The 18,616-nt window shown below is 58.4% G+C and carries 18 protein-coding genes; 14 read left to right on the plus strand and 4 right to left on the minus strand.

Going from position 1 to position 18,616, the window contains the following annotated elements; translation table 11 throughout:
- Nucleotides 1-95 precede the first annotated feature (95 nt).
- Nucleotides 96-1,667, plus strand: a complete 1,572-nt coding sequence (gene garD, locus VPX56_RS19925; protein WP_326468526.1) for a galactarate dehydratase — start codon at nucleotides 96-98, stop codon at nucleotides 1,665-1,667.
- A 113-nt stretch (nucleotides 1,668-1,780) separates the two neighbouring features.
- On the opposite strand, the gene VPX56_RS19930 is transcribed toward garD, so the two are convergent.
- On the minus strand, nucleotides 1,781-2,584 hold the full coding sequence (locus VPX56_RS19930; protein WP_326468528.1) for a DeoR family transcriptional regulator: 804 nt from the start codon (nucleotides 2,582-2,584) through the stop codon (nucleotides 1,781-1,783).
- 239 nt (nucleotides 2,585-2,823) lie between these two features.
- On the opposite strand from VPX56_RS19930, the gene kbaZ reads away from it, so the two are divergent.
- The 9 genes from kbaZ to VPX56_RS19975 all read left to right on the plus strand — a co-directional run bounded on the left by kbaZ (nucleotide 2,824) and on the right by VPX56_RS19975 (nucleotide 12,052).
- On the plus strand, nucleotides 2,824-4,131 hold the full coding sequence (kbaZ, locus tag VPX56_RS19935) for a tagatose-bisphosphate aldolase subunit KbaZ (protein WP_326468530.1): 1,308 nt from the start codon (nucleotides 2,824-2,826) through the stop codon (nucleotides 4,129-4,131).
- Between the two features lie 19 nt (nucleotides 4,132-4,150).
- The gene (gene agaV, locus VPX56_RS19940) at nucleotides 4,151-4,624 is read left to right on the plus strand and encodes a PTS N-acetylgalactosamine transporter subunit IIB (protein ID WP_263610426.1); all 474 of its coding nucleotides are present in this window, start codon (nucleotides 4,151-4,153) and stop codon (nucleotides 4,622-4,624) included.
- A 10-nt stretch (nucleotides 4,625-4,634) separates the two neighbouring features.
- Nucleotides 4,635-5,414 carry a PTS N-acetylgalactosamine transporter subunit IIC gene (gene agaW / locus VPX56_RS19945; protein WP_010435940.1) on the plus strand — a complete coding sequence of 260 codons (780 nt, stop codon included), beginning with the start codon at nucleotides 4,635-4,637 and terminating at the stop codon, nucleotides 5,412-5,414.
- Nucleotides 5,404-6,282: a PTS N-acetylgalactosamine transporter subunit IID gene (gene agaE / locus VPX56_RS19950; protein WP_010435942.1), complete on the plus strand. Its 879-nt coding sequence runs from the start codon at nucleotides 5,404-5,406 to the stop codon at nucleotides 6,280-6,282. The genes agaW and agaE overlap by 11 nt, the downstream gene beginning before the upstream one ends.
- A 16-nt stretch (nucleotides 6,283-6,298) precedes the next feature.
- Nucleotides 6,299-6,733, plus strand: a complete 435-nt coding sequence (gene agaF / locus VPX56_RS19955; protein WP_131635341.1) for a PTS galactosamine/N-acetylgalactosamine transporter subunit IIA — start codon at nucleotides 6,299-6,301, stop codon at nucleotides 6,731-6,733.
- A complete protein-coding gene (nagA, locus tag VPX56_RS19960; RefSeq protein ID WP_326468534.1) occupies nucleotides 6,730-7,863 on the plus strand; it encodes an N-acetylglucosamine-6-phosphate deacetylase in 1,134 nt (377 codons plus the stop codon). Before agaF ends, nagA begins: the two co-directional genes overlap by 4 nt.
- A gap of 246 nt (nucleotides 7,864-8,109) precedes the next feature.
- Nucleotides 8,110-9,258 (plus strand): SIS domain-containing protein, encoded by a 1,149-nt coding sequence (locus VPX56_RS19965; protein ID WP_326468536.1) that lies wholly within the window; start codon nucleotides 8,110-8,112, stop codon nucleotides 9,256-9,258.
- A gap of 12 nt (nucleotides 9,259-9,270) precedes the next feature.
- A complete protein-coding gene (gene kbaY / locus VPX56_RS19970) occupies nucleotides 9,271-10,143 on the plus strand; it encodes a tagatose-bisphosphate aldolase subunit KbaY (protein WP_045134778.1) in 873 nt (290 codons plus the stop codon).
- 19 nt (nucleotides 10,144-10,162) lie between these two features.
- Nucleotides 10,163-12,052, plus strand: coding sequence for an alpha-galactosidase (locus tag VPX56_RS19975; protein WP_326468538.1), 1,890 nt, complete (start codon nucleotides 10,163-10,165; stop codon nucleotides 12,050-12,052).
- 65 nt (nucleotides 12,053-12,117) lie between these two features.
- Here VPX56_RS19975 and rsmI read toward each other — a convergent pair whose 3' ends face one another.
- The gene (gene rsmI / locus VPX56_RS19980; protein WP_131635336.1) at nucleotides 12,118-12,981 is read right to left on the minus strand and encodes a 16S rRNA (cytidine(1402)-2'-O)-methyltransferase; all 864 of its coding nucleotides are present in this window, start codon (nucleotides 12,979-12,981) and stop codon (nucleotides 12,118-12,120) included.
- 62 nt (nucleotides 12,982-13,043) lie between these two features.
- On the opposite strand from rsmI, the gene VPX56_RS19985 reads away from it, so the two are divergent.
- Genes VPX56_RS19985 through dolP form a run of 4 tightly spaced genes read left to right on the plus strand, consistent with a single transcriptional unit; the run spans nucleotide 13,044 to nucleotide 16,717 of the window.
- A complete protein-coding gene (locus VPX56_RS19985) occupies nucleotides 13,044-15,167 on the plus strand; it encodes a penicillin-binding protein activator (RefSeq protein WP_326468541.1) in 2,124 nt (707 codons plus the stop codon).
- The gene (locus VPX56_RS19990) at nucleotides 15,125-15,520 is read left to right on the plus strand and encodes a YraN family protein (RefSeq protein ID WP_326468543.1); all 396 of its coding nucleotides are present in this window, start codon (nucleotides 15,125-15,127) and stop codon (nucleotides 15,518-15,520) included. The genes VPX56_RS19985 and VPX56_RS19990 overlap by 43 nt, the downstream gene beginning before the upstream one ends.
- Before the next feature lie 21 nt (nucleotides 15,521-15,541).
- On the plus strand, nucleotides 15,542-16,132 hold the full coding sequence (gene diaA / locus VPX56_RS19995) for a DnaA initiator-associating protein DiaA (protein WP_003861754.1): 591 nt from the start codon (nucleotides 15,542-15,544) through the stop codon (nucleotides 16,130-16,132).
- Nucleotides 16,133-16,141: 9 nt separating this feature from the next.
- A complete protein-coding gene (gene dolP, locus VPX56_RS20000; RefSeq protein WP_263610418.1) occupies nucleotides 16,142-16,717 on the plus strand; it encodes a division/outer membrane stress-associated lipid-binding lipoprotein in 576 nt (191 codons plus the stop codon).
- Between the two features lie 50 nt (nucleotides 16,718-16,767).
- On the opposite strand, the gene VPX56_RS20005 is transcribed toward dolP, so the two are convergent.
- Together VPX56_RS20005 and VPX56_RS20010 are read right to left on the minus strand one after the other, a co-directional pair.
- Nucleotides 16,768-17,805, minus strand: a complete 1,038-nt coding sequence (locus VPX56_RS20005) for a permease (protein ID WP_326468545.1) — start codon at nucleotides 17,803-17,805, stop codon at nucleotides 16,768-16,770.
- A 40-nt stretch (nucleotides 17,806-17,845) separates the two neighbouring features.
- Nucleotides 17,846-18,490 (minus strand): NAD(P)H-binding protein, encoded by a 645-nt coding sequence (locus tag VPX56_RS20010; protein ID WP_131635331.1) that lies wholly within the window; start codon nucleotides 18,488-18,490, stop codon nucleotides 17,846-17,848.
- Between the last annotated feature and the right edge of the window lie 126 nt (nucleotides 18,491-18,616).

Consider the following 18,616-nt stretch of genomic DNA (forward strand, 5'->3'; position numbering starts at 1 on the left):
TATTTAAGAAGCGGCATCTTTATTTCGATAATAAGAAAATAAAAATCCATCTGGCCGCATTAATTATCAGACACTTTGCTGGAGAATACTGAACAATGGCCGACATTGAAATTCGACAGGCATCGCCGACGGCGTTCTATATAAAAGTACACGACACCGATAACGTGGCGATTATTGTCAACGACAACGGCTTAAAAGCGGGAACCCGTTTCCCGGACGGGCTGGAACTGATTGAGCATATTCCGCAGGGGCATAAAGTCGCGCTGGTGGATATCCCGGCTCACGGTGAAATCGTGCGCTACGGTGAAGTGATTGGCTATGCCGTTCGCGCCATCCCGCAGGGAAGCTGGATTGAGGAGTCGCTGGTGGAGCTACCCAAGGCACCGCCGCTGAACACCCTGCCGCTGGCGACCCGCGTTCCCGAGCCGCTTCCGCCGCTGGAAGGTTATACCTTTGAAGGCTATCGCAACGCGGACGGCAGCGTCGGCACCAAGAACCTGCTCGGTATTACCACCAGCGTGCACTGCGTGGCGGGCGTGGTGGATTACGTGTTGAAAATCATCGAGCGCGACCTGCTGCCGAAATACCCGAACGTGGACGGCGTGGTCGGCCTGAACCACCTTTACGGCTGCGGCGTGGCGATCAACGCGCCCGCGGCGGTGGTACCAATCCGCACCATTCATAATATCGCCCTTAACCCGAACTTTGGCGGCGAGGTGATGGTGATTGGCCTGGGCTGTGAAAAGCTGCAGCCTGAGCGCCTGCTGCAGGGCACCGAGGATGTGAAAGCCATTCCGGTGGACGAGGCCAGCATCGTGCGCCTGCAGGACGAACACCACGTCGGCTTTAGATCGATGGTCGACGATATTCTGCAGGTGGCTGAACGTCATCTGGACAAGCTCAACAGGCGCCAGCGCGAAACCTGCCCGGCGTCTGACCTGGTTGTAGGAACCCAGTGCGGCGGCAGCGATGCGTTTTCCGGCGTCACTGCTAACCCGGCGGTGGGCTATGCGTCCGATCTGTTCGTGCGCTGCGGCGCGACGGTGATGTTCTCCGAGGTAACCGAGGTGCGTGACGCCATCCACCTGCTGACGCCGCGCGCCGTCAACGAAGAGGTGGGCAAACGCCTGCTGGAGGAGATGGCCTGGTACGATAACTATCTGGATATGGGCCAAACCGATCGCAGCGCCAACCCGTCTCCGGGCAACAAGAAGGGCGGCCTGGCGAACGTGGTGGAAAAAGCCCTTGGTTCGATTGCCAAATCCGGCCAGAGCGCGATTGTGGAAGTGTTGTCACCCGGGCAGCGCCCAACCAAACGCGGCCTGATTTACGCGGCAACGCCTGCCAGCGATTTCGTTTGCGGTACGCAGCAGGTGGCGTCCGGCATTACGGTTCAGGTCTTCACCACCGGACGCGGCACGCCGTACGGCCTGATGGCGGTGCCGGTGATCAAGATGGCGACCCGCACCGAGCTGGCGAACCGCTGGTATGACTTAATGGACATCAACGCGGGCACCATCGCCACCGGGGAAGAGAGCATTGAGGACGTGGGCTGGAAGCTGTTCCACTTCATTCTGGACGTGGCGAGCGGGCGGAAGAAAACCTTCTCCGATCGGTGGGGATTACATAATCAGCTGGCGGTGTTTAATCCGGCACCGGTGACGTGATGGCCCCTCACCCTAACCCTCTCCCCATAGGGGAGAGGGGACTGCTCGGTGCGGTCTTTTCACCCTCGCCCCTATGGGGAGAGGGCAGGGTGAGGGGAAAGGTGTAAAACCTCTTAAACCAGCACCATGTCAATCCCGCTCTTCCGCAGCCCGTCCAGGCTCTCCGCCGGAATCCCTTCGTCGACAATAATCATATCGATCCTTTGCGTATCGATGATTTTATGCAGGCTCGAACGGTTAAACTTGCTGGAGTCCGTCACCACGATAATACGCTCTGCCACCTCGCACATTTTGCGGTTCAGGCGGGCCTCGTCTTCATTGTGCGTGCTTACACCGCGATCCAGATCGATGGCGTCAACGCCCAGGAATAAAAGGTCAAAATGGTAATTCTGTAGCGACTGCTCCGCCTGGTCGCCGTAGAACGATTGCGATTGACGGCGCAAATGCCCGCCGGTCATCAGCAGCTCTACCCCTTCCGCTTCCAGCAACGCATTGGCGACGTTCATCCCGTTGGTCATCGCAATCACGTCCGTATGCTGGCGCAGCATGCGGGCGATTTCAAACGTCGTGGTGCCGGAATCCAGAATAATGCGGTGGCCTGGCTTTACCAGCTCAGCGGCGGCCTGCGCAATACTGCGCTTCACCGCCGTATTCAGCGAACTTTTATCCTCCACGGAAGGCTCAGCGCCCGTCGCATTGCCTTCACATATCAGGGCGCCGCCGTAGGCACGTACGGCAATGCCCTGCTTCTCAAGGAACGCCAGATCGTTGCGGATCGTCACCGTCGACACGCCATAGAGATGAGAAAGATCGTTAACCTGCACGCTTCCCTGCGCCCGCAACCGCTGAATAATTTGCTCTCGCCTTTCACTGGTACCGGTGATGCGCTTTTCCGCGGATGAATCGGTGCTGCTCATACGAGCTCCTTAATAAATAAACTTTCGTTTCATTTCGTTTCGCCTATTAAGGCCTTTCTTTTACGGGAATGCAAGCCCTGTCTGGCGACCAGACGCAAGCCGACCGGGCGCTGAAACCTTTCATTATGTTTCTTTTGTGAAACAGATCGGAAAACTATTATCTTTCGTTTTATTTTTATAACACCATGATGCAGTATCAAATGAAACAAAACGAAAGATGAATACCAACACCATCCGAAATGGAGAGGAAAGTGAAACATCTGACACACATGGTGGAACAACATAAACGGGGGAATGCAAACGGGATTTACGCCGTCTGTTCCGCACATCCCCTGGTACTTGAAGCCGCAATTCGTTACGCACAGTCGCATCAAACGCCGCTATTGATTGAAGCCACCTCCAACCAGGTGGATCAGTTCGGCGGCTATACCGGCATGACGCCCGAAGATTTTTACGGGTTTGTCTGCCGTCTGGCCGAGTCGCTCGATTTTCCGACCTCACAGCTGATCCTCGGCGGCGATCACTTAGGGCCGAACCGCTGGCAAAACCTGCCTGCACAGCAGGCGATGGCCAATGCCGACGACCTCATCAAAAGCTATGTTGCCGCCGGATTCAAAAAGATCCACCTCGACTGCAGCATGTCCTGCGAAGACGATCCGGTGCCGTTAACCGATGCCATCGTTGCTGAACGCGCGGCTCGTCTGGCGAAGATTGCCGAAGCGACCTGCCGCGAACAGTTCGGCGTCACCGATCTGGTCTACGTTATCGGCACGGAGGTTCCGGTTCCCGGCGGCGCACACGAGACGCTCACCGAGCTTGAGGTCACTACGCCGGACGCGGCCCGCGCCACGCTTGAGGCTCACCGCCACGCGTTCGAAAAAGAGGGGTTAAACGACATCTGGCCGCGCATTATTGGCCTGGTGGTCCAGCCTGGCGTGGAGTTCGACCACGCGCACGTCTGCGACTATCAGCCGCAGAAAGCCGTTGCCCTGAGCAAAATGGTTGAAGCCTACGACACGCTGGTGTTTGAAGCGCACTCCACCGATTACCAGACGCCGCAGGCGCTTCGCCAGCTGGTGAAAGATCACTTCGCCATTCTGAAAGTTGGCCCTGCCCTGACCTTCGCCCTGCGCGAGGCGCTGTTCTCGCTGGCCGCCATTGAAGAGGAACTGCTCCCTGCGAAAGCCAGCTCCGGCCTGCGCCACGTGCTGGAAAACGTCATGCTCGATCGCCCGGAATACTGGCAAAGCCACTACCACGGTGACGGTAACGCGCGACGCCTGGCGCGCGGCTACAGCTACTCCGACCGCGTGCGCTACTACTGGCCGGACAGCCAGATTGACGATGCTTTTGAGCGACTGGTGCGCAACCTGGCGGATGAACCCATCCCGCTGCCGCTGATTAGCCAGTATCTGCCGCTGCAGTACGGCAAAGTTCGCGAGGGCGCTCTCAAGTCGACACCACGGGAACTCATTATCGACCACATTCAGGACATACTTCAGCAGTACCACGCCGCCTGCGAAGGCGTAACGACTCAAAACGCATAATTAAAAAGAGGAAAACGCTATGCCAAACATTGTTTTATGCCGCATCGATGAACGTCTGATCCACGGTCAGGTGGGCGTGCAGTGGGTGGGGTTTGCGGGAGCAAACCTGGTGCTGGTAGCAAATGACGAGGTGGCTGAAGATCCGGTACAGCAAAACCTGATGGAAATGGTGCTCGCGGAGGGGATCGCCGTGCGCTTCTGGTCGCTGCAAAAAGTGATCGACAACATTCACCGCGCCGCTGACCGTCAGAAAATCCTGCTGGTCTGCAAATCACCCGCCGATTTTCTGACGCTGGTCGAGGGCGGCGTGCCCATCACCCGTATCAACGTGGGAAACATGCACTACGCCAATGGCAAACAACAAATTGCCAAAACGGTCTCTGTCGACGCGAACGATATCGCCGCGTTCAACGGCCTGAAATCTGCCGGAGTGGAATGCTTCGTTCAGGGCGTACCAACAGAAGCTGCTTTGGATCTCTTTAAACTGCTCTGAGGGATTCACAATGGAAATCAGTCTGTTGCAGGCGCTGGCGCTGGGCGTACTCGCCTTTATCGCCGGTCTGGATATGTTTAACGGCTTAACGCACATGCACCGCCCGGTGGTACTCGGGCCGCTGGTCGGCCTGATTCTGGGCGATTTGCATACCGGCATTTTGACCGGCGGGACGTTAGAGCTGGTCTGGATGGGACTGGCACCCCTGGCGGGCGCGCAGCCGCCTAACGTCATTATCGGCACCATCGTGGGCACCGCCTTTGCCATCAGCACCGGCGTGAAGCCGGAGGTTGCGGTTGGCGTCGCCGTGCCGTTTGCCGTTGCGGTGCAAATGGGGATCACCTTCCTCTTCTCGGTAATGTCCGGCGTGATGTCCCGCTGCGACCGCATGGCGGCAAATGCCGACACCAGCGGCATTGAACGGGTCAACTATCTGGCGCTGCTGGCACTCGGCATCTTCTATTTTCTGTGCGCGTTCCTGCCGATCTACTTCGGTGCAGAACATGCGAAAACCGCCATTGACGTTCTGCCAGCGCGTCTGATTGACGGCCTCGGCGTGGCGGGCGGCATCATGCCAGCTATCGGCTTCGCCGTACTGCTGAAGATCATGATGAAAAACGTCTATATCCCTTACTTCATTATCGGCTTTGTGGCTGCAGCCTGGCTCAAGCTCCCGGTGCTGGCGATAGCGGCGGCCGCGCTGGCAATGGCGCTGATCGACCTGATGCGCAAATCACCTGAACCGACGGCGCCTGCCGCTCAGAAAGAGGAATTCGAAGATGGCATCTAACCAAACAACGTTGCCGGGCGTGTCTGAAAGCGAAGAGACGCTCCTGACCGGCGTGAATGAAAACGTCTACGAGGACCAAAGCATCGGTGCCGAGCTGACGAAGCAGGATATTAACCGCGTGGCCTGGCGCTCCATGCTGCTGCAGGCCTCGTTTAACTATGAACGTATGCAGGCCTCCGGCTGGCTGTACGGCTTACTGCCCGCGTTGAAAAAGATCCACACCAACAAGCGGGACCTGGCGCGCGCCATGAAAGGCCATATGGGCTTCTTCAACACCCACCCGTTCCTGGTGACCTTTGTTATCGGCATTATTCTGGCGATGGAGCGCTCCAAGCAGGATGTGAACAGCATCCAGAGCACCAAAATTGCCGTCGGTGCCCCGCTCGGCGGCATTGGCGACGCCATGTTTTGGCTAACCCTGCTGCCCATCTGCGGCGGTATTGGCGCCAGCCTGGCGCTGCAAGGGTCGATTCTGGGCGCAGTGGTCTTTATCGTGCTGTTTAACGTGGTGCACCTTGGCCTGCGTTTTGGCCTGGCGCACTACGCGTACCGGATGGGCGTCGCGGCCATTCCGCTGATTAAGGCCAACACCAAAAAGGTCGGCCACGCGGCGTCTATCGTCGGGATGACGGTGATCGGCGCGCTGGTGGCAACCTACGTCCGCCTCAATACCACGCTTGAAATCAAGGCGGGTGATGCGGTCGTTAAATTGCAGGCCGACGTGATCGACAAGCTGATGCCCGCGTTCCTGCCGCTGGTCTATACCCTGACCATGTTCTGGCTGGTACGCCGCGGCTGGAGCCCGCTGCGCCTGATTGGTATCACCGTGCTGCTGGGTGTAGTCGGTAAGTTCTGTCACTTCCTGTAAAAGCAAAGAGGTAGCGATGTTAGGCATTATTTTGACGGGTCACGGCGGCTTTGCCAGCGGGCTTGAGCAGGCAATGAAGCAGATCCTCGGCGAGCAGCCGCAGTTCATCGCCGTCGATTTTCCGGAAAGCTCCACCACCGCGCGGCTGACCGCTCAGCTTGAGCAGGCGGTCAGCGAGCTGGATGCGCAGCACGATGTTGTCTTTCTTACCGACCTGCTGGGCGGCACGCCGTTCCGCGTGGCGTCAACGCTCGCCATGCAAAGGCCGGGCAGCGAAGTGATCACCGGCACCAACCTGCAGCTGCTGCTGGAGATGGTGCTGGAGCGCGACGGGCTAAGCAGCGAAGCGTTTCGGCGGCAGGCGCTGGAGTGCGGGCATCGCGGGCTGACCAGCCTGGTGGACGAGCTGGGACGCTGTCGCGAGGAAGCGCCGGCTGAGGAAGGAATATGAGCCAGCTGCTGCGCGCGCATCGTTTGCTCACGGAGCAGGGCTGGCTGGACGACCACCAGCTACGCATTGAAAACGGAACGATTGCGGCGATTGAACCTATCCCGGCAGGCGTTACGGCGCGCGATGCTGAGCTGCTTTGCCCGGCGTACATCGATACGCACGTGCACGGCGGCGCGGGCGTAGACGTCATGGACGATGCGCCCGACGTGCTGGATACGCTGGCGATGCATAAAGCGCGTGAAGGGGTGGGCGCATTTTTGCCCACCACCGTCACCGCGCCGCTGGAGGCCATCCACGACGCGCTTATGCGCATCGCCCGGCGCACTCGCGCAGGCGGCCCCGGCGCGCAGGTTCTGGGCAGTTATCTGGAAGGACCTTACTTTACGCCGCAGAACAAAGGGGCGCATCCGCCGGAGCTGTTCCGGGAGCTGGATATCGCCGAGCTGGACAGGCTGGTTGCCGTTTCACAGGGCACGCTACGGGTAGTGGCGCTCGCGCCGGAAAAAACCGGCGCATTACGAGCGATCCGCCACCTTAAGCAGCGCGGCATACGCGTGATGCTGGGCCATAGCGCCGCCACTTACGATCAAACGCTTGCGGCATTTGATGCGGGTGCCGACGGGCTGGTTCACTGCTACAACGGCATGACGGGGTTGCACCACAGGGAACCCGGCATGGTCGGCGCAGGGCTTACGGACAAACGGGCGTGGCTGGAGCTGATTGCCGACGGGCACCACGTCCATCCGGGCGCAATGCGCTTGTGCTGCTGCTGCGCGCAGGATCGCGTGGTGCTGATTACCGATGCCATGCAGGCGGCAGGTATGCCGGACGGACGCTACACGCTCTGTGGTGAAGAGGTCTCGATGCAAAACGGCGTGGTTCGAACCGGCGCCGGCGGGCTGGCCGGGAGCACGCTCGCGCTGGATGCCGCCGTACGCAATATGGTGGAACATACGGGCATTACCGCCGAAGACGCGATTCATATGGCCTCGCTGCACCCGGCCCGCCTGCTGGGTATGGATAACCAGCTCGGCTCGTTAGCGCCGGGTAAACGCGCGAATCTCATCGCGCTGGACAGGGGTTTGCACCTCCATAAGATCTGGATTCAGGGCCAGGCTCTTCCCCTTTAGCCCTTTCATTGTGTCTCCCGTTGGCCTTACGGAACGAGATCGTAAGGCCTTTCTTTTCCTTTCCTTCTTCATTGCCTTTCCTTTGGCGATCACACTTTTCGTTTTATTTCTTTTCTTTCATTGAACTTTCGATTTCTTTTCTATAGATTTTATTTAACTGCTAACGTGAACAAGTGAAACGAAACGAAAGATAGCGACACGATTGCCAGCGTCTGATGTGGAATTCACACGACTAAGGAATGAGTTATGCAACAAACCACTACCGCCGCCACAACCGGCACCTGGACCGAGGAAGAGATCCGCCAGCAGCCTGCGAGCTGGAGCCGCTCACTGAATAATATCGATAGCCTGCGATCCTCGATCGACAGTTTCCTGACGCCGCTGCTGCGCAAGCGCGATCTGCGGATCGTCCTGACCGGCGCGGGCACATCGGCGTTTATCGGCGACATCATTGCGCCATGGCTTTCCAGCCACACCGGGAAAAACTTCACAGCCGTTCCAACGACCGATCTGGTCACCAATCCAATGGACTACTTCAGCCCTGCGCATCCGCTGCTGCTGATCTCCTTCGCCCGCTCCGGCAACAGCCCGGAAAGCGTCGCTGCCGTCGAGCTGGCAAATCAGTTCGTGCCGGAGTGCTACCACCTGTCGATCACCTGCAATGAGGCGGGAAGCCTGTATCAAACTGCGGTCGACAGCGATAACGCCTATGCCCTGCTGATGCCTGCCGAAACGCACGATCGCGGGTTTGCCATGACCAGCAGCATTACCACCATGATGGCCAGCTGCCTGGCCGTGTTCGCTCCGGAAACGATCAATAGCCACACCTTCCGCGACGTCGCCGATCGGTGTCAGGCGATCCTCACTACGCTCGGTGATTTCAGCCACGGCGTCTTTGGCAATGAAGCGTGGAAACGCGTTGTCTATCTGGGCAGCGGCGGCCTGCAGGGCGCGGCGCGCGAATCGGCGCTGAAGGTGCTGGAGCTGACGGCGGGCAAGCTGGCGGCGTTTTACGACTCCCCGACGGGCTTCCGTCACGGGCCGAAGTCGCTGGTCGATAGCGAAACGCTGGTGGTGGTGTATGTCTCAAGCCATCCGTATACCCGTCAGTACGATCTGGATCTGCTGGCCGAGCTGCGCCGCGATCGGCAGGCCATGCGCGTCGTCGCCATCGCCGCTGAAAACGATCCGGTTATTGAAGCGGGCCCGCATATCCTGCTGCCGCCTTCCCGTCCGTTTATCGATATGGAACAGGCGTTCTGCTTCCTGATGTACGCCCAGGTCTTTGCGCTCACGCAGTCGCTCAGCGTAGGCAATACGCCCGATACGCCATCCGCCAGCGGGACGGTCAACCGCGTGGTGCAGGGCGTTGTTATTCACCCGTGGCAGGCTTAAGAGGATCGGATCATGAGTATTATTTCTACCAAATACCTTCTGCAGGACGCGCAGGCAAAAGGCTACGCCGTTCCGGCATTCAACATCCACAACGCGGAGACGATCCAGGCGATCCTCGAAGCGTGCAGCGAAATGCGATCGCCGGTGATCCTGGCGGGCACGCCGGGCACCTTTAAGCATATCGCGCTGGAAGAGATCTACGCCCTGTGCAGCGCGTACTCCCACACCTACGACATGCCGCTGGCGCTGCACCTCGATCACCACGAATCGCTGGACGATATTCGCCGCAAGGTCAACGCGGGCGTGCGCAGCGCGATGATCGACGGCAGCCACTATCCGTTTGAACAAAACGTGAAGCTGGTGAAGTCGGTGGTCGATTTCTGCCACCTCAACGACTGCAGCGTCGAGGCCGAGCTGGGCCGCCTGGGCGGCGTGGAGGATGACATGAGCGTGGACGCCGAAAGCGCGTTCCTCACCGATCCGCAGGAAGCGAAACGCTTCGTCGAGCTGACCGGCGTAGACAGCCTTGCCGTCGCCATCGGCACCGCGCACGGCCTCTATACCAAACGTCCGAAAATCGACTTCCAGCGGCTGGCCGAGATCCGCGAAGTGGTCACCGTGCCGCTGGTGCTGCACGGCGCGAGCGATGTGCCGGATGAGTTTGTACGCCGCACCATCGAGCTGGGCGTGTGCAAAGTGAACGTGGCGACCGAGCTGAAAATCGCCTTCTCTGACGCGGTTAAAGCCTGGTTTGCCGAAAATCCGCAGGGTAACGATCCGCGCTTCTACATGCGGGTCGGCATGGACGCCATGAAAGAGGTGGTCAGAAGCAAGATCGCCGTTTGCGGCTCGGCAAATCGGTTGCTGCTTCCGGCTGAAGCATAACAAAAAGGATCTTATTCTGATGAAAAAAAACCTCACCCTCTCAATGCTTGCCCTTGTCGTTCCCTGTAGCGCTATGGCGGCAAACTACACGCTCACCAACGATAAGCTTGCTCTGTCCTTTGATGACGCAAATTCAACGGTGGTGGTGAAAGATACTACTGCCAACCATCCCATCACCCCGCAGGAGCTGTTCTTTCTGACGCTGCCGGATGAAACAAAAATCCACACCGCTGATTTCAAAATCAAGCACGTCGAAAAGCAGGACAGTGCAATTATCATCGACTTTACCCATCCGGACTTTAACGTAACGGTGAAGTTAAACCTGGTGAAGGGGAAGTACGCCAGCATCGACTACACGCTTGCTGCCGTCGGGCAACCGCGAAACGTGGCAAAAATTACCTTCTTCCCGACGAAAAAACAGGCTCAGGCACCTTACGTTGACGGGGCAATCAACAGCTCGCCGATTATCGCTGACTCGTTCTTTATCCTGCCGGATAAGCCGATCGTTAATACCTACGCCTATGAAGCGACGACCAACCTCAACGTCGAATTAAAAACGCCGATCCAGCCGGAGACGCCGGTGAGCTATACCGCGTATTTCGGTACCTTCCCCGAAACCAGCCAGCTGCGCCGCAGCGTGAACCAGTTCATCGACGCCGTGCGTCCACGCCCGTACAAGCCTTACCTGCACTACAACAGCTGGATGGATATCGGTTTCTTTACCCCCTACTCCGAGCAGGACGTGCTTGGCCGCATGGATGAGTGGAATAAGGAATTTATCACCGGACGCGGCGTGGCGCTGGACGCCTTCCTGCTGGACGACGGCTGGGACGATCTTACCGGACGCTGGCTGTTTGGCCCGGCATTCAGCAACGGCTTTGGCAAGGTACGAGAGAAAGCCGACAGCCTGCACAGCTCCGTCGGGCTGTGGCTTTCGCCGTGGGGTGGTTACAACAAGCCGCGCGATACGCGCGTCTCGCATGCGAAGGAATACGGTTTCGAAACGGTGGACGGGAAGCTGGCGCTGTCCGGGCCGAACTATTTTAAAAACTTCAATGAACAGATTATCAAGCTGATCAAAAACGAGCACATTACCTCGTTCAAGCTCGACGGGATGGGCAATGCCAATTCGCACATCCAGGGCAGCCCGTTTGCCTCGGATTTTGACGCCTCCATCGCTCTGCTGCATAACATGCGCAGCGCTAACCCGAATCTGTTTATCAACCTGACGACCGGCACCGACGCCAGCCCGTCCTGGCTGTTCTACGCGGATTCAATCTGGCGTCAGGGGGATGACATAAATCTGTACGGCCCCGGCACGCCGGTGCAGCAGTGGATGACCTATCGCGATGCCGAAACCTACCGCTCCATTGTGCGCAAAGGCCCGCTGTTCCCGCTGAACTCGCTGATGTACCACGGGATCGTCAGCGCCGAAAATGCCTATTACGGCCTGGAGAAAGTCCAGACGGACGGTGACTTTGCCGATCAGGTCTGGAGCTACTTCGCGACCGGCACCCAGCTGCAGGAGCTGTATATCACCCCGTCCATGCTCAACAAGGCGAAGTGGGACACCCTGGCACAGGCCGCGAAGTGGTCGCGGGATAACGCCGGCGTGCTGGTGGACACGCACTGGATTGGTGGCGATCCCACCGCGCTGCAGGTTTACGGCTGGGCATCCTGGAGCAAGGACAAAGCGATTCTCGGCTTGCGTAACCCGTCGGATAAGCCGCAAAGCTACTACCTGGATCTGACCAGAGACTTTGAGATCCCGACGGGTGGTGCCACGCAATACGGTTTGAAGGCGGTGTACGGGCGTAATTCAACCGTACCAGGGGAGTATAAAAATGCCGTGGTGATTACGCTGCAGCCCTTGGAAACGCTGGTGTTTGAGGCAGTGCCTGCTCACTAAAAGGCGCATAAAGATCTGTAGGCCGGGTAAGGCGCAGCCGCCACCCGGCACAACAACAGCAGGAATTACTCCCCCTGCTGCTCCAGCGCATACTTGTACAGCGCATTCTTCTTCACGCCGTGAATTTCCGCCGCCAGCGCAGCGGCCTTCTTCAGCGGCAGTTCTGCCTGCAGCAGCGCCAGCGTGCGCAGCGCGTCGGCTGGAAGCGCGTCCTCCTGTGCCTTATGCCCTTCGACAATCAGCACCATTTCGCCCTTGCGGCGATTCTCGTCTTCCTTCACCCACGCCAGCAGCTCGCCCACCGGCGCGCCGTGGATCGTTTCCCAGGTTTTGGTCAGCTCGCGCGCCAGCACCACGTAGCGGGCTTCTCCCCAGACGGTCACCATATCGTCCAGGCTTTCCAGCAGGCGGTGGGTTGATTCATAGAAAATCAGAGTGCGCGGTTCAGCTTCAAGCTCTTTTAAGACATCGCGGCGGCCCTTGGATTTGGCGGGCAGGAAACCTTCATAGCAGAAGCGATCGGACGGCAGACCCGCCGCGCTCAGCGCCGCGATGGCGGCGCACGGCCCCGGCAGCGGCACGACGCGGATGCCTGCTTCACGGCAGGTGCGCACCAGGTGGTAGCCAGGATCGTTAATCAGCGGCGTACCGGCGTCAGAGACCAGCGCAATGTTCTGCCCTTCCTTGAGCTTCGCCACCAGCGTTTCGGCTTTTTGCTGCTCGTTGTGATCGTGCAGGGCAAACATGCGGGCGTTTATCGCAAAGTGTTGCAGCAGTAAACCCGTGTGGCGAGTATCTTCAGCGGCAATTAAATCAACAGCTTGCAATACGGTCAGCGCACGTTGGGTAATATCAGACAAATTCCCGATAGGAGTAGGTACAATATAAAGCTGGCCTTGAGAATTATCCGCCGTTTCGTGTTGTTTCATTGTTTAGTCCGTATTGCCGATTTAATATTGAGCATTGCGTAAAAAAAATCACTGGATACAGTATGGTACCCTTAACGTTACTTCGAACAAAAGCCGCGCGTAGCGTGCCTCTCCTGCTGGCAGCCCTGATCTTCGCTGGCTGTGGCACCCAGGCACCCGACCAGACCGCTGCCCATATGCAGGGTTCGGCTCAGGCTGATTCTGGTTTTTATCTGCAACAAATGTCGCAGAGCTCAAATGATACCAGGATCAACTGGCAATTACTCGCCATTCGTGCACTGCTGAAAGAGGGTAAAACCCAGCAGGCCGCTGAACTGTTCAACCAGCTGCCTCAGGATCTTAACGACACCCAGCGTCGTGAGCAGGGTCTGCTGTCGGCCGAGCTGAAGGTGGCGCTGAAAAATTACGAGTCCGCGAAGAAAATTCTCGGCAATATCGACGTCAGCGCGCTGGATAAAAATCAGCAGGCTCGCTTCTGGCAGGCCGGTATCACCGCTGAACAGGGTCGCCCTTCGCTGACGCTGCTGCGCGCCCTGATCGCACAGGAGCCGCTGCTCGCCGGTGCGGACAAGCAGAAAAATATCGATGCGACCTGGCAGGCGCTCGCGTCCATGACGCAGGAGCAGGCTCGGGCATTGGTCATCAATGCAGACGAAAACGTGCTGCAGGGCTGGCTGGATCTGCAGCAGATGTGGTTGACCAACCGCAGCGATCCAAAGATGCTGAAAGCCGGCATTACCGACTGGCAGACCCGCTATCCGCAAAACCCGGGCGCAAAAATGCTGCCAACCCAGCTGGTGAACGTGCAGAACTTCAAGCCAGCCTCCACCAGCAAAATCGCCCTGCTTCTGCCGTTGAACGGCCAGGCGGCGGTATTTGGCCGCACCATTCAGCAAGGTTTTGAAGCGGCGAAAAATGGCATCACGCCAGTGTCCGGCAGCGCAGTTCCGGAGCAGGCCGCTCAGGCAGCCAACGTGAATGACGTTGTTAGCCCGTCTGCCGCAGAGACCAGCGACCTGACCACGGCGCAAACGCCTGCGCAGGGCACCATGCAGAACCCGGTCACCGCGCCGACGACGCCTGCGACAACCCCTCCAGCACCGGCAGAAACACCTGCCCCGGCAACGGCTGAACAGCCGCAGCCGCAAACCGCGCCAGCGGAACAGCAGCCTGTCGCCCAGCCACAAACCGTGGCAACCACCAGCGCTGCGCCGGGCGCTGAGCTGAAAATCTACGACACCAGTTCTCAGCCGCTTGACCAGGTACTGGCCCAGGTGCAAAAAGATGGCGCGAGCATCGTTGTCGGCCCGCTGCTGAAAAACAACGTGGAAGAGCTGATGAAGAGCAACACCACGCTGAACGTGCTGGCGCTCAACCAGCCAGAGAACGTGCAAAACCGCGCCAACATCTGCTACTTCGCGCTTTCTCCGGAAGACGAAGCGCGCGACGCGGCGCGTCATATTCACGAGCAGGGTAAGCAGGCTCCGCTGCTGCTCATCCCACGCAGCACGCTGGGCGATCGCGTGGCAAATGCCTTTGCTCAGGAGTGGCAAACGCTCGGCGGCGGCGTAGTGCTGCAGCAGAAGTTTGGTTCGGCCTCTGAGCTGAGAGCAGGCGTCAACGGCGGTGCAGGCATTGCGCTGAACGGCAGCCCGGTCTCCGCAAGCCTGCCGCAGCAGCAGGGCGTGACCATCGGCGGCCTGACCATTCCAGCTCCGCCAACCGACGCGCAAATTAGCGGGGGCGGTAAAGTCGATGCGGCCTATATCGTCGCCACGCCGGAAGAGATTGCCTTCATTAAGCCAATGATCGCGATGCGTAACGGCAGCCAGAGCGGCGCAACGCTCTACGCCAGCTCGCGCAGCGCGCAGGGCACCGCTGGCCCGGATTTCCGTCTGGAGATGGATGGCCTTCAGTACAGTGAAATCCCAATGCTGGCGGGCAGCAACCCGGCGCTGATGCAGCAGGCGCTCGGCGCGGTACGTAACGACTACTCGCTGGCGCGTCTGTATGCGATGGGTGTCGATGCATGGGCGCTGGCAAACCACTTTACCCAGATGCGCCAGGTGCCGGGCTTTGAGCTTAACGGCAATACCGGCGATCTGACCGCCACTCAGGATTGTGTGATTAACAGGAAGTTATCATGGCTCAAATACCAGCAGGGGCAAATCGTCCCGGCCAGTTAAGCCGTAAAGAGACCGGTGACGCGTGGGAGTTAAAAGCGCGTCGCTGGCTTGAAGGCAAAGGACTGCGCTTCGTCGCCGCCAACGTCCGCGGACGCGGCGGCGAAATCGACCTGATTATGAAAGAAGGTCACACCACCGTGTTTGTTGAAGTGCGTTTTCGACAGTCATCCCGTTTTGGCGGTGCTGCCGCCAGCGTGACGTTCGCCAAACAACAAAAATTATTACAGACTGCCCACTTGTGGCTCGCCCGCCATAATGGGAGTTTTGATACTGTGGATTGCCGGTTCGATGTGATAGCCTTCACCGGAAATGAGATCGACTGGCTTAAAAACGCTTTTGGCGAAGACGCATAATTAAGATTTAAAAGGGATAACGTGCTCGAAAGAATTAAAGTGTGCTTCACAGAAAGCATCCAGACTCAGATTGCCGCGGCGGAAGCCCTCCCGGACGCGATCTCTCGCGCAGCCATGACGCTGGTACAGTCCCTGTTGAATGGCAACAAAATCCTCTGTTGTGGCAATGGCACGTCAGCCGCCAACGCACAGCATTTTGCTGCCAGCATGATCAATCGTTTTGAAACAGAACGACCGAGTTTACCCGCCATTGCACTAAATACCGATAATGTGGTCTTAACAGCGATTGCTAACGATCGTCTGCATGACGAGATTTACGCTAAGCAGGTGCGCGCCCTGGGCCATGCCGGAGACGTGCTGCTGGCGATCTCCACGCGCGGCAACAGCCGGGATATCGTCAAAGCCGTTGAAGCAGCCGTCACCCGCGATATGACTATCGTGGCCCTGACCGGCTATGACGGCGGCGAGCTGGCAGGTTTACTGGGGCCGCAGGATGTGGAGATCCGCATTCCGTCCCACCGCAGCGCGCGTATTCAGGAAATGCATATGCTGACGGTAAACTGCTTATGCGATCTGATCGATAACACGCTTTTTCCTCACCAGGATGATTAAGGAGTACTAATGAAGGCTTTATCGACCCTCGCAGTCCTAACGTCTGCACTGTTACTTCAGGGATGTATTGCAGCGGCCGTTGTCGGCACCGCGGCAGTGGGTACCAAAGCGGCAACCGATCCGCGTTCTGTTGGAACACAGGTAGATGACGGTACGCTTGAACTTCGCGTCAACAGCGCGCTGTCGAAAGACGAACAAATCAAGAAAGAAGCGCGCATCAACGTGACGGCTTACCAGGGCAAAGTGCTGCTGGCAGGCCAGGCACCGAATATGGATCTGGCCTCACGCGCGAAACAAATTGCGATGGGCGTAGAAGGTACTACGGAAGTGTTTAACGAAGTGCGTCAGGGCCAGCCAATTGGCCTGGGAGACGCCTCATCCGATACCTGGATTACCACCAAAGTTCGCTCCCAGCTGCTGGGCTCCGATCAGGTGAAATCCTCTAACGTGAAGGTGACCACCGAGAACGGCGAAGTGTTCCTGCTGGGCCTGGTGACCGAACGTGAAGGGAAAGCGGCGGCGGATATCGCCAGCCGGGTGAGCGGCGTGAAGCACGTTACCACCGCGTTTACGTACATTAAGTAAGCCACACCTTACTGTAGGCCCGGTAAGCGCTAGCGCCACCGGGCTTTTTTTTACAGCAACGCAACACTCCCCACTATCACCCCGCTCAACGCCACCAGCCCCGCAGTCAGCCATAGCGCTTTCGCCGGGAATGACTTACGCAGCATGATGAGCGACGGCAGGCTGATCGCCGGCAGCGTAATCAGCAGCGCCAGCGCCGGTGCGGTGCCCATGCCCGCCAGCATCATAGTCTGAACAATCGGAATTTCCGCCGCCGTAGGGATCACGAAGAGGCAGCCTGCAACGGCCATCGCAATGACCCACATCAGCGTGTTGTCGATAGCGCCATCCGCATGCGGGAAGAGCCAGACGCGCGCCGCCCCCAATACCAGCACCGCCAGGATATAAACCGGGATGGTGCTCCAGAAAAGCTGCCACAGCGCGATACCCCAGCGGGCAAAGAAGCCACCCTCCGGCTCGCTGACGTCCAGCTCAACGGCTGCGGGTTCTGCGGCAGTATCCTTCACCAGTTTTTGCACCAGCGTCGCCACCACCAGCACGGTCAGCAGCCCGGCGACCAGGCGGATGAACGCGAAATGCCACCCAAGCACGAAGCCCATAAAGACCAGCGTTGCCGGGTTGAGCAGCGGGTTACCCATCCAGAACGCCAGCGCGCCGCCCATCGACACGCGCTGACGACGCATACCCGCCGCAACCGGTGCGGCGCAGCAGGAGCACATCATGCCCGGCAGGGAGAAAATGGTCCCCAGCAGCGTGCCCTGAAAGCGCGGCTGCCCCAGCGTTTTCACCAGCCAGTTGCGCGGGATAAGCACCTGTATCAGCGAGCCCAGAATCACGCCGAGCACGGCGGCTTTCCAGACGGCAAGGAAGTAAACCATGGCGTAATCCCATGCCGCCTGAAGCGGGCTGGAATCAGCCTGAGCGAGAATAGATTTACCGATGCTGTGCGTTTCGGCAGCGGTGAAGGCTTTGCCGTAGTACGGCTGCCATTTCACATACCAGAGGCCGACAATGACCACGAGAAAGAAAAGTGCGGGCTTCCACCACTGAAAAGGCGTAGCCGCCTGAGATGAAGACTGACCAGTCATAGCATTCCCCGGAGAGTGTTATTTAATTAGCCGGGGGAGTTTACGCCTCGCCCTGTGCGATTTCACGCAGTTTTGCCGAAGGGATGATGTTCACGCCTTCCTGCGAGGGAGAAAGCGCCTCTTTTAGCATCGCGCGCGCCACGTCCCGCGCCTCGATGGATTTCCAGTTGCCGGGAAGGATACGAAACAGCGGCGCAAAAAATGACTCGTTAAAACGCCGCTCGTCGCGATGACCGATCAGCATGGAGGGGCGCACGATCGTCAGGCGCTCCCACTTCTGCGCAATCAGCGCATCCTCCATTTTGCCCTTCACCTTGTTATAGAAGAAAGGCGAGCTGGCATTTGCACCGTGGGCGCTTACGACCAGAAAATGCTTCGCCCCCAGCTTTTTCGCGGTGAGCGCCGTATCCACCACCAGCGTGTAGTCGGCGTGGATAAATGCCTCTTTACTGCCCGCCTCGCGCCGCGTGGTGCCGAGACAGCAAAAGGCGATATCAATGGGATCCTGAACCTGCGCCAGTGCGTCGGTCAGCTGCGGATCGTGCGGGTTAAAGACGCCCGAGATATCCGCCAGCGGGCGACGCGTCGGAGCAGCAATGTAGTTCACATGGCGATCCTGAATCAGCAGCCGCAGCAGATGATCGCCCACCAGCCCGGTAGCACCCGTAATCAATACCTGACTCATCGTATCCCCTTTACAGAATTGTCCGTTTGCGAACTCAGCGTGGTCTACCACACTTAGAAGTCTGTTACAGGTAAGTATTTACCACAAACGGAGAAAAATCAGTCTGAACCCAAAACAACGGAGGAA

Source organism: Enterobacter wuhouensis (assembly GCF_035835995.1).
In the GTDB taxonomy this organism is placed as follows: Bacteria; Pseudomonadota; Gammaproteobacteria; order Enterobacterales; family Enterobacteriaceae; genus Enterobacter; species Enterobacter wuhouensis.